The sequence below is a fragment of the Streptomyces sp. DH-12 genome, from assembly GCF_002899455.1.
GTDB lineage: Bacteria > Actinomycetota > Actinomycetes > Streptomycetales > Streptomycetaceae > Streptomyces.
In genome coordinates, this window is record NZ_PPFB01000001.1 from 2,710,766 (window position 1) to 2,726,591 (window position 15,826).

Annotated in this window: 13 protein-coding genes; 6 read left to right on the top strand and 7 right to left on the bottom strand. The window is 74.4% G+C overall.

Translation table 11 applies throughout. The annotated features are described in order from the left end of the window. Positions 1-41: 41 nt before the first annotated feature. The gene (locus tag C1708_RS10810) at positions 42-1,211 is read left to right on the top strand and encodes a C40 family peptidase (RefSeq protein ID WP_198602457.1); all 1,170 of its coding nucleotides are present in this window, start codon (positions 42-44) and stop codon (positions 1,209-1,211) included. Here C1708_RS10810 and C1708_RS10815 read toward each other — a convergent pair. From C1708_RS10815 to C1708_RS10835, 5 genes are read right to left on the bottom strand one after another with little or no spacing between them, the layout of a single operon-like run. Then, positions 1,175-2,437 (bottom strand): styrene monooxygenase/indole monooxygenase family protein, encoded by a 1,263-nt coding sequence (locus C1708_RS10815; RefSeq protein ID WP_106412472.1) that lies wholly within the window; start codon positions 2,435-2,437, stop codon positions 1,175-1,177. The two genes, C1708_RS10810 and C1708_RS10815, sit on opposite strands and share 37 nt — an antisense overlap. A 22-nt stretch (positions 2,438-2,459) precedes the next feature. Then, the gene (locus C1708_RS10820) at positions 2,460-3,098 is read right to left on the bottom strand and encodes a GTP-binding protein (RefSeq protein WP_198602458.1); all 639 of its coding nucleotides are present in this window, start codon (positions 3,096-3,098) and stop codon (positions 2,460-2,462) included. Further along, on the bottom strand, positions 3,079-3,507 hold the full coding sequence (locus C1708_RS10825; RefSeq protein WP_106412473.1) for a DUF742 domain-containing protein: 429 nt from the start codon (positions 3,505-3,507) through the stop codon (positions 3,079-3,081). The genes C1708_RS10820 and C1708_RS10825 overlap by 20 nt, the downstream gene beginning before the upstream one ends. Then, a complete protein-coding gene (locus tag C1708_RS10830; RefSeq protein ID WP_106412474.1) occupies positions 3,504-4,052 on the bottom strand; it encodes a roadblock/LC7 domain-containing protein in 549 nt (182 codons plus the stop codon). The genes C1708_RS10825 and C1708_RS10830 overlap by 4 nt, the downstream gene beginning before the upstream one ends. Further along, positions 4,049-7,513 (bottom strand): sensor histidine kinase, encoded by a 3,465-nt coding sequence (locus C1708_RS10835; protein ID WP_106412475.1) that lies wholly within the window; start codon positions 7,511-7,513, stop codon positions 4,049-4,051. The genes C1708_RS10830 and C1708_RS10835 overlap by 4 nt, the downstream gene beginning before the upstream one ends. Positions 7,514-7,918: 405 nt before the next feature. Between C1708_RS10835 and C1708_RS10840 the strand changes: the two genes are divergently transcribed. Beyond that, positions 7,919-8,698, top strand: coding sequence for a hypothetical protein (locus C1708_RS10840; RefSeq protein ID WP_106412476.1), 780 nt, complete (start codon positions 7,919-7,921; stop codon positions 8,696-8,698). A 107-nt stretch (positions 8,699-8,805) separates the two neighbouring features. On the opposite strand, the gene C1708_RS10845 is transcribed toward C1708_RS10840, so the two are convergent. Next, positions 8,806-9,300 (bottom strand): MarR family winged helix-turn-helix transcriptional regulator, encoded by a 495-nt coding sequence (locus tag C1708_RS10845; RefSeq protein ID WP_106412477.1) that lies wholly within the window; start codon positions 9,298-9,300, stop codon positions 8,806-8,808. Between the two features lie 228 nt (positions 9,301-9,528). Here C1708_RS10845 and C1708_RS10850 point away from each other — a divergent pair, with 228 nt between their 5' ends. Beyond that, positions 9,529-10,359 (top strand): lysozyme, encoded by an 831-nt coding sequence (locus C1708_RS10850; protein ID WP_106412478.1) that lies wholly within the window; start codon positions 9,529-9,531, stop codon positions 10,357-10,359. Between the two features lie 136 nt (positions 10,360-10,495). On the opposite strand, the gene lon is transcribed toward C1708_RS10850, so the two are convergent. After that, positions 10,496-12,910 (bottom strand): endopeptidase La, encoded by a 2,415-nt coding sequence (gene lon / locus C1708_RS10855; RefSeq protein WP_106412479.1) that lies wholly within the window; start codon positions 12,908-12,910, stop codon positions 10,496-10,498. A 149-nt stretch (positions 12,911-13,059) separates the two neighbouring features. Between lon and C1708_RS10860 the strand changes: the two genes are divergently transcribed. The 3 genes from C1708_RS10860 (at position 13,060) to C1708_RS10870 (ending at position 15,721) form a co-directional block, all read left to right on the top strand. After that, on the top strand, positions 13,060-13,749 hold the full coding sequence (locus C1708_RS10860) for a spermidine synthase (RefSeq protein ID WP_106412480.1): 690 nt from the start codon (positions 13,060-13,062) through the stop codon (positions 13,747-13,749). 125 nt (positions 13,750-13,874) lie between these two features. Next, positions 13,875-14,615, top strand: a complete 741-nt coding sequence (locus C1708_RS10865; protein ID WP_019522934.1) for a response regulator transcription factor — start codon at positions 13,875-13,877, stop codon at positions 14,613-14,615. Beyond that, a complete protein-coding gene (locus tag C1708_RS10870) occupies positions 14,612-15,721 on the top strand; it encodes a sensor histidine kinase (protein ID WP_106412481.1) in 1,110 nt (369 codons plus the stop codon). Before C1708_RS10865 ends, C1708_RS10870 begins: the two co-directional genes overlap by 4 nt. Positions 15,722-15,826: the final 105 nt, after the last annotated feature.

A 15,826-nucleotide genomic window follows, 5' to 3' on the forward strand; every position in this document is an offset into this window, starting at 1 on the left:
GGTGCGGAGCGGACGAGCCGCCCCGCGTCGGAGGTGATGGCGTGTCAGGAATGCTTCTGCGTCTGGTGTGTACGGCGGCACTGACGGCCGGGACCGTTCTCGCACCCGTGCCCGCGACGGCCGCCCCGGAGCCGGGCGGCGGCGCCGCGGCGTCCGGCGGGCGCTCCGTCGCGGCGCTGCTGACGGACCTTCAGGCCCTGTACCGCGAGGCCGAGAAGGCCACCGAGCGCTACAACGCCACCGAGGAGGCGCTGGACGAGCAGCGCGCCGAGACCGAGCGGCTGGAGCGTGCGCTCGCCCGCACCCGGCTCTCCCTGCACGACAGCCGGGGCGCCGCCGGACGGCTCGCCCGGCAGCAGTACCAGAGCCTGAGCGGCCTCTCCCCCTACGTGCGTCTGCTGCTGGCGCGCGACCCGCAGCGCGCGCTGGAGCAGGGGCATGTGATCGGGCAGCTCGCGCGGGAACGGGCGCAGACGGTGGGCCGCCTGACCGGTGACGCGAAGCGGGCGGGCGAGCTGGCGCGGCGGGCACGCAAGGCGCTGGACAAGCGGATCGCGCTCACCGAGCGGCGCGAGAAGGAACGCGACCAGGTGGTCGGACGGCTGCGGGACGTCGAGGAGTTGCTGGCCTCGCTGACCGCCGGCCAGCTCGCCGAGCTGGCCGAGCTGGAACGGAGCCGGATCGCCGAGGCGCAGCGGGAAATGGTGGCGTCCGGCGCGCTGAGCGGCGCCCACGCCCCGTCCGCGGCCGGCGAGCGGGCCGTGCGGTACGCGGTGGAGCAGCTCGGCAAGCCGTACGAGTGGGGCGCGGAGGGCCCGGAGGCCTACGACTGCTCGGGGCTCACCTCCGAGGCGTGGCGCGCGGCGGGCGCGGAGGTGCCGCGGACCAGCCAGGAGCAGTGGGCGCGGCTGGAGCGGATCGAGCTGGTGGACCTGCGCCCCGGCGATCTCGTCGTGTACTTCGACGACGCCACGCACGTCGCCCTCTACCTGGGCGACGGCAAGGTGGTGCAGGCGCCCCGGCCCGGCGCGCGGATCAAGGTGTCGCCGATCGCGGCCAACCCGGTGCTGGGCGCGGTGCGGCCCGACCCCGGCGGGGAGCCCCTGGAGCACTACGTGCCGCCGGAGCTCCCCGAGGGGGCGACGGACGGGTCCGACGAGGGGTACGACGCCGCCTACGCGCCGGCCGCGGCGGAGACCTCGGCCAGGTAGGCGTCGGTCTTCTCCGGCTCGTAGAAGAAGTTCTCGAAGTCCGCCGGGTCGTCGAAGCCGTTGGCGAAGCGGTCGGCGACCGGCTGGAGCTCTCCGGCGGCGCCGATCAGGCCGAGGACGTGCTCCGGCGGCGGGGCCAGCATGGCGTTCGTCCACTTGGTGACGTGCCGGGCGATGTCCCAGTAGCGGTCGAAGGTCCGCCGCATCCACTCCTCGTCGAACGGCTCGTCGCCGTGCTCGAGGATCGAGGCGAGGTAGGAGGCGGCGCACTTGGAGGCGGAGTTGGAGCCCTGGCCGGTGATCGGGTCGTTGGCGACGACGACGTCGGCGACGCCCAGCGCCAGGCCGCCGGAGGGCAGCCGGCCGACGGGGCGGCGGACGGTCGGGGCGTAGCGGCCGGCCAGGGTGCCGCCGGCGTCGGTCAGCTCGACCTCGGTGGCGCGAGCGTACTCCCAGGGCAGGAACCTCTTCATCAGTTCCAGGGTCAGGGAGAGGTGTTCGGCCGGGTCCCTGACGTCCTTGAAGGCGTCGAGCGGGCCGCCGGGGACGCCCTCCCAGAACAGGATGTCGGCGCGGCCGGAGACGGTGTACGTCGGCATGACGAACATCTCGCCGACGCCGGGGACCAGGTTGCAGCGGACCGCCTCGGTGTCCGGGTGCTCCGGGCGCGGGCCGAGGCCGTGCACGTAGGCGACGGCGAGGGCGCGCTGCGGCGTGCTGTACGGGGAGCGCTCGGGGTCGCGGGCGAACATCCGCACCAGCTCGCCCTTGCCGGCCGCGACGAGCACCAGGTCGTAGGCGCGGGAGAGGTAGTCCAGGTCGCCGACGGCGGCGCCGTGGATGACGAGCTGTCCGCCGCGCTGGGCGAAGGTCTCCATCCAGCCGGCCATCTTCACCCGCTGGTCCACCGACTGCGCGAACCCGTCGAGGCGGCCCAGCCAGTCGACCGCCCGCCGCGAGGGGCCCGGGTCGAAGGAGCCGGGGGCGGCGACCGAGACGCCGAGGCCCTGGATCCTCGGGGCCCGCGACTCCCAGAAGTTCAGCTCGAGGTCGCGCTCGTGCTGCAGGGCGGTGTGGAACATGCACTGCGTCGACATGACCCGCCCGGTGCGGATCTCGTCCGCCGTCCGGTTGGACATGAGGGTGACCTCGTACCCGTGCGACTGGAGTCCCAGGGCGAGCTGGAGACCGGACTGGCCGGCCCCGACGACGAGTATCTTCCGCATGCGGGGGACGCTCCTAAGAGGGCTACTCGGGGGTTTCGTCGAGCGCGTGGCCCACGAGGGTCAAGAGGGTCTCGATGACCGGGATCCGACGGCGCGCATCCATGATCATGACAGGTATGTGCGCGGGGATCGTGAGGGCCTCCCGCACGTCCTCCGGGTCGAACCGCTCGCTGCCGTCGAAGTGGTTGACCGCCACGACGTACGGCAGCCCGCAGCTCTCGAAGTAGTCCAGCGCCGGCCAGCAGTCCTTCAGCCGGCGGGTGTCGGCCAGCACCACGGCGCCGATCGCGCCGCGCACCAGGTCGTCCCACATGAACCAGAACCGCTCCTGGCCGGGCGTGCCGAACAGGTACAGCACCAGGTCGTCGTCGAGCGTGATGCGCCCGAAGTCCAGGGCCACGGTGGTGGTCGACTTGCCCGGCGTGGCGGTGAGGTCGTCGGTGCCCTCGCTCGCCTCGGTCATCAACGCCTCGGTCCGCAGGGGCGTGATCTCGGAGGCGGTGCCGACGAGGGTGGTCTTGCCGACGCCGAAGCCGCCGGCCACGAGTATCTTCGTGGCGACCGGGGCCCGGGCGGGGTCCGTCTGCCAGGGCAGCAGGGGCTCGTCCTCCTCGACGAGCGGGGCGACGCCCGGGGCGGCGTCAGAGACGGCGGAGTCCACTCAGCACCCTTTCCAGCAGCGCGCGGTCCGGGCGGCCCGTGCCGTGGCCGGTGCCCGTCCCGTAGACACGGATCTTTCCCTGGTCCGCGAGGTCGCTCAGCAGGACGCGGACCACGCCGAGCGGCATCTTCAGCAGCGCGGCGATCTCGGCCACCGTCCGCAGACGGCGGCACAGTTCGACGATGGCACGCGCCTCCGGCATGATCCGGGCGAGGCCGCCGGAGGTGAGTTCCCTGCGTTCCTCGGCGGCCTCCAGCCCGGCGGCGCCGGCCGTGGCGCCGACGAACGTCTCCACCAGCAGCACGTGGCCGAAGCGGGTGCGGCCCCCGGTGAGCGAATAGGGGCGCACCCGGGCGGGTTTGCGGTCACCGCCGCGCACGGGAAGGTGTTTCTTCGGGGCGCGGGTCATCGGGGGCTCCCGGCGGACTCGTGCTCCCCGCCTCCCGCCGACTCGAGGTTCCTGCGGAGCTCGCTGCGGAGCTCGGGGGTCAGGACGTGGCCGGCGCGGCCCACGAAGAGGGCCATGTGGTACGCCACGACGCTCATGTCGCAGTCCGCCGAGCCGTGCACGCCGAGCAGCGAGCCGTCGCTGATCGACATCACGAAGAGGCTGCCCTCGTCCATGGAGACCATCGTGTGCTTGACGGACCCGTAGTCCATCAGCTTCGAGGCGCCGACGGTGAGGCTGCCGATGCCGGAGACGACGGTGGCCAGGTCGGCGGAGGAGCCGCGCGGGCCGGGCCGCCCCGCCCCCCGCTCGCCGGGTGCCGGGGCGACGCCGTCCGGGCCGCTGCGGGCCTGGGCGAGCGTTTCGTCGGAGGAGAGGAGCAGCAGGCCGTCGGAGGAGACCACCGCGACGGACAGGATGCCGGGCACCTCCTCGACGAGGTTCGTCAGCAGCCAGTGCAGGTTGCGGGCCTCACTGCTCAGTCCGAAGGTACTGGGCGCGGTCAACTGCTTGCCTCCTCGACAGTGCCCCCCGTGGCTTCCTCGGTTGCGGCGTCCGTGCCGGACGGCGTCCGGTCCCCGCGGGACCGCTCGGCCGCCAGCTCCGCCTCGGCGTCCCGCCGTCCGGCGTCCGCGCCCCGGCGGAAACCGCCGAGCCGCCGGCGCAGGGCCTCGGCGTCCACCGACCCCGACCGCGACCGCGGGGGAGCGACCGGCGCGGTGATCTTCGGCGTCCGCTTCGGCAGTCCCTTGGCGGTGACGGGTTCGTCCTCGGCAGGGCCGTCGGCGACCCGCGCGTGCTCGGGCCGGCCGGCGGCGTCACCGGTGACGGGGCGGTCCGGCAGCCCGGCGCGGGACTCCTGCGCAGCGGCGGGTGCGGGGGCGGGGCCCCCGGGCGCCTGTGCCGCTTCGGGCGCGGGCCCGGTGCCGTGCGCGGGTGCGTGCCCGGAGCCCGGGCGTACGGCCTCGTCGGCGGGCGGGGCGGTCCCGGCGCCGTGGCCTCCGGCCGCCGTGGGGCGGTCGTCGGACGCCGCGTCCCCGGCCCCCGCCGGGGCACGGCCGTCCGGCTGGGCCGGGATGAACAACTCCATGGTGGTCTCGGCGGGGCGCTCGGCCGGGGCCTGCGCCTCCGGCTCGGGGGCGCCCCGGCTCGGCTCCGGCGCCGAGGCGGCCTCGCCGGGAGCAGGCCCGGTCCCGGCGGCCGAGGCGGCCGCGTGCGGCTCCGAGGCCTGGGGGGCGACCGGGGTGGTCTCGCTGCCGGGGAGCGGTTCCTCGCCGGCGACGGGGGGAACCGTGTGCGCGGCGGGCGCGTCCGCGTCGCCCGGGACTCCCGTGCGGGACTGCGCCCCCTCCGCGGTTCCCGAAGCGGTCCCGCCAGAGGCCGGGCCCGCCACCGCGCCAGGGGCAGCCGCCTGCACGGCGGGCGCGTCCGGGGCGGCCGGGGCGGACCCGCCCCGGGCCTGTTCCGCGGCGGAGCCGGCGGCCGCGTGCGGGGCCGGGGGCTCCGGTTCGGTCACGGCGGCCGGAGCGGCCTCGTCCGGGCCGTGCGACGTACCGGTGTCCGGCGTCGTCGGGGTGTCCGCAGCGGACGGCGCCTCCGCCGCGGCCGAGGGCTCCGGGGTCTCCCCCGCCTCCTGCGCGCCCCGCGCGTCCGCGCTCGCCCCCTCGGACGCGGGCGGCGTCTCCGAGGCGGCCGAGCTGGACGTCCCGGCCGCCGCGTGGGCCTCCAGGGCCTTCTCCACGAGGTCGACCAGCGGGTCGCCCGACGTGCCGCGGCCCCGCAGCTCGTTGGAGTTGGCCTCGGCGTCGGCGCCCGGCAGGGACACCGTGGGGGTGCCGTCGGGGACGGACGAGGGGGCGGACGAGGGGACGGCCGTGGGCGTGGCGGGGGCCAGCAGGGGGTCCGGCAGGACGACCACCGCGGCGATCCCGCCCTGCTTCTGCTTGCGCAGCCGCACCCGCACCCCGTGCCGGTGGGCGAGCCGGGCCACGACGTACAGGCCGAGGCCGAGGCCGTCGTCGGACTCCGCGTCGTACGCCGCCTCCGGGTCGAACTCGGACAGCCGGGTGTTGAGCCGCTCCAGCCGGTCCTCGGCCATGCCGATGCCCTCGTCCTGGACGGAGAGCATGACCTCGCCGTTCTCCAGCAGCCAGCCGGAGACCTCGACGGGCCCGTCGGGCGGGGAGAACGAGGTCGCGTTCTCCATGAGTTCGGCGAGCAGGTGGGACAGGTCGTCCGCGGCGAACCCGGCGATGTGCGCGTGCGGCGGCAGCGCGGCGATCCGCACCCGCTCGTACCGCTCGATCTCGCTCACCGCGGCCCGTACGACGTCGACCAGCGGGACCGGGCCCGCGGTCTGCCGGCCGTGCTCGGCGCCGGCGAGGACCAGCAGGTTCTCGCTGTGCCGGCGCATCACCGTGGCGAAGTGGTCGAGCTTGAACAGCGTGGCCAGGCGGTCGGGGTCGTCCTCCCGCTGCTCCAGCCCCTCGATGACGCCGAGCTGCCGCTCGACCAGGCCGAGGGTGCGCAGGGCGAGGTTGACGAAGGTGCCGTCGATGCTGTGGCGCATCCGCTCCATGCGGGCGGTGGCCTCGGCGAGTTCGCTGCGCAGTTCCTCGCGGGCGTCGGCCATCTTCTGCCGCTGCCCGACGAGGTGCTTGCGGTCGGCCTCCAGCGTGGCGATCCGCTGGGCGAGTCCGGCGGCGTGCGCGTGCAGGGCGTTGACGGAGCGGACGACCTGCGCGAACTCGTCGTTGCGGCCGGTGAAGGTGACCGGCTCCTCGGCGGCCGGGTCCTCCGCCTCGGCGAGCCGGGCGGAGCCGCGGCGCAGCACCGACAGCGGCCGGGTGAGGCTGCGGGCCATCGCGGTGGCGACGCCGACCGCGAGCAGCATGAGGGCGCCGAGGACGGCGATCCGGATCTCCAGCTCGGTGACGTCCTCGTCGCGGAGCTGGGCGAGGTCCTTGGTGCGCTGGTCGAACAGCGCGGCCTCGACGCCGCGCATCATGTCGATCCGCGCGGTGAGCGCCGCCGCCAGCTTCTCGGTGCCGGTGTCGAGCTCGGAGTCGGAGAGGGTCGGCTTGTCGGTGAGCTTCCCGAGGTACTCCTCGGCGGTGTCCACCTCGGGGCCGGTGACCGTGGAGTCGTAGGAGGCGCGGGCGGCCTTCGGGGCGGCGTCGCGGAAGCCGGCGAGGGCCGCGTCGGAGCGGACCCGTGCCTGGAGCGCGGCGGCGGACAGTTCGTCGCGCCGCTTCTCGTCGGCCTCCGACGTGCTGCCGACGGTGACCGGCAGGCCGGTGACCGGGTCGAGCACGGTCTCGGTGGTGCTGGGCACGTTCAGCGCGGCGAGCAGCAGCCCGCGGGTGGCGGCGGCCTGCTGGACGGCCGTGTCCAGCTCGGCGAGCGCGTGGCCGCCGGAGCCCGCGCGGGGCGGGGTCCGGTCGGCCAGCCGCGCGGCGAGCCGGTGCAGCTGGGAGATGACGGTGGAGTACGCCTGGTGCGCCTCCAGCGCGCTGCTCTTGCCGGTGAGGGCGGCGCGGCGTACGGCGGCGACGGCGTCGAGCTCGTCGCGCAGCGCCTGCGAGGTGTCCTCGTCGGCGCGCAGTTCCTCGACCTGGCGGTCCACCCGGGCGCTGTGCTCCTCGGAGGGCGCCTCGGACTCGGGACGGCCCGCCGCGATGTAGGGGACGACCTCGTCGCGCTCGTCGGCCAGGGAGTGGGCCAGGGTGAGCGCGTCCTCGGTCCGCTCGGCGAGGGTCACCAGTTCCTGGGCGTCGTGCAGCTGCTGGGAGGCCGCCAGCACGGAGGGCGCCCCCGCCCCGGCGATCGCCGCGGCCACCACGGCGACGGCGACGACGAGACGGTTGCGTACGTGGGTGGGGCGGCCCCTGCCGACGGTGGGCGTCTGCTGCGCGTCCCCCGCGAGGGCCGCCTGCTTGTCCTTGCGACGAGGCCGCGTCTTCTGCACCGGTGCTCGCATTCCTGCTCGTGTACCCGTGGGCCCGGGTGACGCTCCGTCAACGGGCGCGGGCGCGTTCCCCGAGCCGCTGGCCGCGCTCGGACAGCGAGGCCCCCAACGCTCCCCGACCCTCCCAGCGCCCGTGGACAGCGGATGCGCATCACCTGACCCGCCACTCGAAGGAGTGAACATCGGAGGCGAGTTGAGGAGCAAGTTCCGTTGCGCCCCGCAGCGGACCCGGGCGGCACACCGGTTGGACGTCTGCGGCGGGCGGTGGCAATATTCGCCGCCACGCCTTCCCCTAGCCCTGCATTCCCTCCCAAATCAGGCGCTTGACCTGCGCGCCTGCGGAAGAACGGGCGGCCGTCGCCGGGCTCCGGCGATCGTCGCGGGGAGCTCGTGCAGACTGGCCGGATGCGCACGGAACTCGTCTCGGAACCCGGTGCCCCGGGGCGCCCCAACGAGGACTTCGCGAGCGTCGCGCTCCCGGCGTCGGGGCAGGGCGGTGCGCTCGTGGTCCTCGACGGCGTCACGCCGCCGCCGGACGGGGGCGGTTGTCTGCATTCGGTCCCCTGGTTCACCGCCCGGCTGGGCGGCGCGCTGACCGAACTGACCGTTTCCCTCCCGGATGTTCCGCCGGCCGGGCTGCTGTCCCGGGGCATCGCGCGCACGGCCGGGAGCCATGCCGCGACCTGTGACCTTTCTCACCCCCGGACGCCGCAGGCGACAGTGGTGCTGGCGCGCTGGTCACCCGACGCGGTGGACTGTCTGGTGCTGTCCGACTCGGTCCTGCTGGTGGAGTCGCCGGACGGCGCGGTCACGGCGGTCCGGGACGACCGGCTGGACCGGCTGCCCCGTTCGGCCCTGGTCAGCCACACCGTCGTGGACACCACCCTGCGGAACAAGGAGGGCGGCTTCTTCACCGCCGCTGCCGACCCGTCGGTGTCCTCACGCGCCGTCACCGTCTCCCTGCCCCGCGACCGGGTGCGCGCCCTGACGGCGCTGACGGACGGCGCGACCCGCTGGGTGGACCGCTTCGGCGAGGGCGACTGGGCGGACTGCGTGGCCCTGATCCGCCAGGAGGGCGCCCGCAGTCTGGTGAAGCGCGTCCGCGCCCTGGAGCGGGACCGTCCCCCGGGCGGCAAGACCCACGACGACGCGACGGTCGTCCACGTCGAGCTGCCGCCGGGCTGACGGCGTCACCCGCACGGCCGGCCGGTGACGCCGCCCCCTTGACGCCCCGTGGCCGCGTCGTCCGGGCGGCCGACCCGCCGGTGCGAAGCACCCGCACCGTGGGAGCCCTACCTCTCCGTCCCCCGGTTGAGCCGGTGCAGCAGCCGGGCCAGCTCGGCGACCTCCGCCGGGTCCCAGTCGGCGAAGCGGCCGGCGTAGCGGGCGCGGCGGGCCTCGCGGACGCGGCTCACGCGGTGGCGGCCCTCCTCCGTGAGGGTGACCAGCCAGGCACGGCCGTCGGCGGGGTCGGGCTCGCGGACCACCAGCCCGAGGTCCTCCAGGGCGCGCAGCTGACGGGACATCGTCGCCTTGCCGACGCCGATGTAGGCGGCGAGTTCGGTGGCCCGCTGCCGCCCGCACTCCTCCAGACGGACCAGCAGCCCGTACGCGGACGGCTCGAGGTCGGGGTGGACCTCGCGCGCCATCTCCCCCTGGTTGGCCCGGGCGCGTCGCAGCAGGACCGTCAACTCGCGTTCCAGCGCCAGGAGCGCGGGCTGTTCCGCACCGGACCCGGGTTCCGGCGAGGCGGCGTGCTCCCCGCCGCCGTTTCCGTCTTCGTGCACGTTGGCCCCTGCCTCGGTTTCCCGTTCTGAAAGTTTCCGCCGAGTGGCGGCGTCGCCGCGGCTCCACCAGTATTTCGCAGGCGTAGACCAACGGCAGTGCCCGGTGTTCGCGCCCGCCGCCGCGGTCGGCGCCCCGCGGTTTCCCCGTCAGACCCTCACGCGGCATGCCCACCGCATGCGAGGCGGGTCACCTTCCGGGTACGTCCCGTGACCGTTCGGAGATGCGTCATGCCTGTGCACAGACCCCGCCTCGTCCGCATACGCGCGCTCGGCGCCGCCGGCGCCGTCCTGCTCGCGCTGCTCGCCCTCCCGCGGACCGCCGCCGTCGCCGACGGCGCCGCCCCGACCGTCCCACCCCGCGGCTCCGCCCGCATGGGCATGGGCGTCCTCGCCCACGACGGCCGGGCCGGCCTGCCCACCGCCCGCTCCGCCCGGACGGAGGGCGTGGACGTCTCCAGCCACCAGGGCGACGTCGCCTGGGCCGCCCTGTGGGACGGCGGGGTGCGCTGGGCCTACGCCAAGGCCACGGAGGGCACGTACTACACCAACCCGTACCACCCGCAGCAGTACAACGGCTCCTACGACGTCGGCATGGTCCGCGGCGCCTACCACTTCGCGACGCCCGACACCGCGAGCGGCGCCGCGCAGGCCGACTACTTCGTGGACCGCGGCGGCGCCTGGTCCGCCGACGGACGCACCCTGCCCGGCGTCCTGGACATCGAGTGGAACCCCTACGGCGACGCCTGCTACGGCAAGTCGGCGGGCGCCATGGTGAGCTGGATCCGCGACTTCCTCGACCGCTACCGCGCCCGCACCGGCCGCGACGCCGTCCTCTACACCGCCACCAGCTGGTGGAAGCAGTGCACCGGCGACTACGCCGGCTTCGCCGCCGGCACCCCGCTGTGGATCGCCCGGTACGCCTCCACCGTCGGCGAACTGCCCGCCGGCTGGAGCACGTACACGATGTGGCAGTACACCTCGACCGGCCCGACGGTCGGCGACCACGACCGCTTCAACGGCACCCTCGACCGGGTGCGGGCCTTCGCCGCCGGCGACTGACCCGACGGCCCCGGCGCCGGCGCGGCGCCCCGGACACGGGACAGGCCCGGACGCCCGGCGCGGGAGCGGTCCGGGCCGGGGAAAGGGCCCGGGCCTCCCTCACGGGACCCGGGCCCTCCTCGTCCGGCAGCCCCGGTCACGCGGCCACCGGAACCTCCGGCGCCGCCTCGTCGGTGGCCGGGGACAGCGCCAGTTCCAGGACCTGGCGGACGTCGGTGACGGCGTGCACGTCCAGCTTCTCCAGCACCTCCGCCGGGACGTCGTCCAGGTCGGGCTCGTTGCGCTTGGGGATGATCACGGTGGTGACGCCGGCCCGGTGCGCGGCGAGCAGCTTCTGCTTCACCCCGCCGATCGGCAGCACCCGCCCGGTCAGCGACACCTCGCCGGTCATCGCCACGTCCGTGCGGACCAGCCGTCCGGAGAGCAGCGAGGCCAGGGCCGTGGTCATCGTGATGCCCGCGCTCGGGCCGTCCTTGGGCACGGCGCCCGCCGGGAAGTGGATGTGCACGCCCCGGTCCTTCAGGTCGCCCACCGGCAGTTCCAGCTCGGCGCCGTGGCTGCGCAGGAAGCTCAGCGCGATCTGCGCGGACTCCTTCATCACGTCGCCCAGCTGACCGGTCAGGGTGAGCCCCGCCGCGCCCGTCTCCGGGTCGGCCAGGGACGCCTCGACGTAGAGGACGTCACCGCCGGCGCCGGTCACGGCGAGCCCGGTGGCGACACCGGGCACGGCGGTGCGCCGCTCGGCCGGCTCCTGGGCGGACTCCGGCACGTGGTGCGGCCGTCCGATCAGGTCCCGCAGGTCGCCCTCGGTCACGGTGAACGGCAGCTCCCGCTCGCCCAGTTCGTGCTGGGCCGCCACCTTGCGCAGCAGCCGCGCGAGGGACCGCTCCAGGTTGCGCACGCCCGCCTCGCGCGTGTACTCGCCGGCCAGCTTGCGCAGCGCGCCCTCGTCGAGGGTGACCTCGTCGGTGTCCAGGCCGGCGCGCTCCAGCTGGCGCGGGAGCAGGTGGTCGCGGGCGATGACGATCTTCTCGTCCTCGGTGTAGCCGTCGAGGCGGACCAGCTCCATGCGGTCGAGCAGGGGCTCCGGGATGGCCTCCAGGACGTTGGCGGTGGCGAGGAAGACCACGTCGGACAGGTCGAGCTCGACCTCCAGGTAGTGGTCCCGGAAGGTGTGGTTCTGCGCCGGGTCGAGGACCTCCAGCAGGGCCGCGGCCGGGTCGCCGCGGAAGTCGGAGCCGACCTTGTCGATCTCGTCGAGCAGGACGACCGGGTTCATCGACCCGGCCTCCTTGACGGCGCGCACGATCCGGCCGGGCAGGGCGCCGACGTAGGTGCGGCGGTGGCCGCGGATCTCCGCCTCGTCGCGGACGCCGCCGAGGGCGACCCGGACGAACTTGCGGCCCATCGCGTGCGCGACGGACTCGCCGAGGCTGGTCTTGCCGACGCCGGGCGGGCCCACCAGGGCCAGCACGGCGCCGCCGCGCCGCCCGCCGACGACGCCCAGGCCCCGGTCGTTGCGCCGCTTGCGCACCGCCAGGTACTCGGTGATGCGCTCCTTCACGTCCTGTAGGCCCGCGTGCTCGGCGTCCAGCACCTGTCGGGCGCCGCGGATGTCGTAGGAGTCCTCGGTGCGCTCGTTCCACGGCATCTCCAGCACCGTGTCGAGCCAGGTGCGGATCCAGGAGCCCTCCGGCGACTGGTCGGAGGCGCGCTCCAGCTTGTCGACCTCCTTGAGCGCGGCCTCGCGGACCTTCTCGGGGAGCTCGGCGGCCTCGACGCGGGCCCGGTAGTCGTCGGACTCCTCGCCCTCCTTCTCGCCGTTCAGCTCGCGCAGCTCCTTGCGGACCGCCTCGAGCTGGCGGCGGAGCAGGAACTCGCGCTGCTGCTTGTCGACGCCCTCCTGGACGTCCTTGGCGATGGTCTCGGCGACGTCCTGCTCGGCGAGGTGGTCGCGCAGCTGCTGGGTGGCGAGCTTCAGCCGGGCCACCGGGTCGGTGGTCTCCAGCAGGGCGACCTTCTGGTCGGTGGTGAGGAACGGCGAGTAGCCGGAGTTGTCGGCGAGGGCGGAGACGTCGTCGATGGCCTGGACCCGGTCCACGACCTGCCAGGCGCCGCGCTTGCGCAGCCAGGCGGTGGCGAGCGCCTTGTACTCCTTGACCAGTTCGGTCACGTGGCCGGGCAGCGGGTCGGGCACGCTCTCGTCGATGCGGACGCCCTCCACCCACAGCGCCGCGCCCGGCCCGGTGGTGCCGGCGCCGATGCGCACCCGCCCCCGGCCGCGGATCAGGGCGCCCGGGTCGCCGTCGGCCAGCCGGCCGACCTGCTCGACCGTGCCCAGCACGCCGGTCCCGGCGTAGGTCCCGTCGACGCGCGGCACCAGCAGCACCCGGGGCTTGCCCGGTTCGTCGCGGGCGGCGGCCTGGGCGGCCTCCACGGCCGCGCGCACCTCGGAGTCGCTCAGGTCCAGCGGAACCACCATCCCCGGCAGTACGACCTCGTCGTCGAGCGGCAGCACGGGCAGGGCGAGCGGTGTGGACTCAGCAGCCATGATCTCCCCTTCGGCAATCAAGTTGAGCTATGTCGACTCAATGCAGGGGAGCCGCCGAATGTTCCCGGAGTCGCGTTCGCTCTGAGCGATCACCGGACCGGGCCCCACGGCCCCGGATCGCCGGGACGGGGGCCTGCCAGGATGAACGCATGTCCACCCCGTACGACATTCCCGAAGCTCCCGAAGTCCTGGACCGCCGCGAGGGCCCGTACGGCGAGGTCGCGCTGCGCAGGCACGGCGGTCTGCTGCAGATCATCGCCAACGGCTGCTTCCTGATGGACACCTCCGACGGGCGCTCCGAGCGGCTGCTCGTGGACGCCGCCCTGGCCGCCCTGGACCCGGAGGCGGCGGACCCGGGGGTGCTGATCGGCGGGCTGGGCGTCGGCTTCTCCCTGGCGCACGCGGCCGGGCAGCCGCGCTGGGGACGGATCACGGTGGTGGAGCGGGAGCCCGCGATCATCGAGTGGCACCGCGCGGGCCCGCTGGCCGGGCTCTCCGGCGAGGCGCTCGCCGACCCCCGGACGGAGATCGTCGAGCAGGACCTGGTGGCCTACGTCAAGGAGACGTCCGACACGTTCGACGCGCTGTGCCTCGACATCGACAACGGGCCCGGCTGGACCGTCGACGAGGGCAACGAGGGGCTGTACACGCCGGACGGACTCGCGGCCTGCGCAAGGGTGTTGAAGCCGCGCGGGGTCCTCGCGGTATGGTCCGCCAAGCCCTCTCCGGAATTCGAGGGAACCTTGCGGAATGCCGGGTTCCGGCAGGTGCGTACCGAAGAGATCCCCGTTGCCCGGGGCGTTCCGGACGCCGTGCACATCGGCGTCCGCCCTGGATAGCAAACCCGTGGTGCGTCCCCGTACGCTGCTGCCCTGGCGCGGATCATCCAAGCGTCGGTCGCAGTGATGCGCAGACGACGGATCACCCCACGGATTCCGGAAAAAGCACACCTCAGGGGCGGGCGATGGAGCAGACACACACCTCCCACAACGGCACGGCGACGACCACCCCCGGCGCGCAGCGCAGGGTCCTGGTGGTCGAGGACGACGCGACGATCGTGGACGCCATCGCGACCCGCCTGCGCGCCGAGGGATTCCTCGTGCAAACGGCGGGCGACGGCCCGTCCGCGGTGGACACGGCCGAGGCCTGGCAGCCCGACCTGCTGATCCTCGACATCATGCTGCCGGGCTTCGACGGCCTGGAGGTCTGCCGGCGCGTGCAGGCCCAGCGGCCGGTGCCGGTGCTGATGCTCACCGCGCGCGACGACGAGACCGACATGCTGGTGGGCCTCGGCGTCGGCGCCGACGACTACATGACGAAGCCGTTCTCGATGCGCGAGCTCGCCGCCCGCGTGCACGTGCTGCTGCGCCGCATGGAGCGCGCCGCCCTCGCGGCCACCACCCCGCGCAGCGGCATCCTGCGCCTGGGCGAGCTGGAGATCGACCACGCCCAGCGCCGGGTGCGGGTGCGCAGCGAGGACGTCCACCTGACGCCCACCGAGTTCGACCTGCTGGTGTGCCTGGCCAACACCCCGCGCGCGGTGCTCTCCCGCGAGCAGCTGCTGGCCGAGGTCTGGGACTGGGCGGACGCCTCCGGCACCCGGACCGTGGACAGCCACATCAAGGCGCTGCGCCGGAAGATCGGCGCCGAGCGCATCCGCACCGTGCACGGCGTGGGCTACGCCCTGGAGACGCCGACGCCATGAGCGGGGGTCCGGCGGGGCGCGGGCAGGGGAAGAAGGATCCCTGGGGCGGTGTGCGCCCGTTCTCGATCAAGACCAAGCTGGGCGCGCTGGTCGTCGTCTCGGTCCTGATCACCACCGGACTGTCGGTGATCGCCGTGCACACCAAGACGGAGCTGCGCTTCATCACGGTCTTCTCGATGATCGCCACGCTCCTGATCACCCAGTTCGTGGCGCACTCCCTCACCGCTCCGCTGGACGACATGAACGCCGTCGCGCGGTCCATCTCGCACGGCGACTACACCCGCCGGGTGCGCGAGAGCCGCCGGGACGAGCTGGGCGACCTGGCGCAGACGATCAACGTCATGGCCGACGAGCTGGAGGCGCAGGACCGCCAGCGCAAGGAGCTGGTGGCCAACGTCTCGCACGAGCTGCGCACGCCCATCGCGGGACTGCGCGCGGTGCTGGAGAACATCGTCGACGGCGTCACCGAGGCCGACCCCGAGACGATGCGCACGGCCCTGAAGCAGACCGAGCGGCTCGGCCGTCTGGTGGAGACGCTGCTGGACCTGTCCCGCCTGGACAACGGCGTGGTGCCGCTGAAGAAGCGCCGCTTCGAGGTGTGGCCGTACCTGTCGGGCGTGCTGAAGGAGGCCAACATGGTCGCCTCCGCCCGCGCGGGCATGGCCTCCGGCTCCGGCAGCCACACCCGTACGGACGTCCATCTGCACCTGGACGTCTCGCCGCCCGAGCTGGTCGCGCACGCCGACCCCGAGCGGATCCACCAGGTGGTCGCCAACCTGATCGACAACGCGGTCAAGCACAGCCCGCCGCACGGCAGGGTGACCGTCCGGGCCCGGCGGGGCCCCGAGCCGGAGTCGCTGGAGCTGGAGGTGCTGGACGAGGGTCCGGGCATCCCGCGCACGGAGTGGCACCGGGTCTTCGAGCGGTTCAACCGCGGCAACGTCAACCGGCCGCACGGCCCCGGCAGCGACGGCGGCACCGGGCTGGGCCTGGCGATCGCCCGCTGGGCCGTGGATCTGCACGGCGGCCGGATCGGAGTGGCGGAATCCGAGCGGGGTTGCCGGATTCTGATCACTCTTCCGGGGCCCTCCTCTGCGCCAAGTTGACGTAAAGTTCGAAGCGGAGCCTCAAGATCCATCCGCGTTCGTCCTGGCGGACACGTGTGATCAGGCACAGGCCCGCGCGCGGGGCGCGACGGGCCCTGGTCGAGC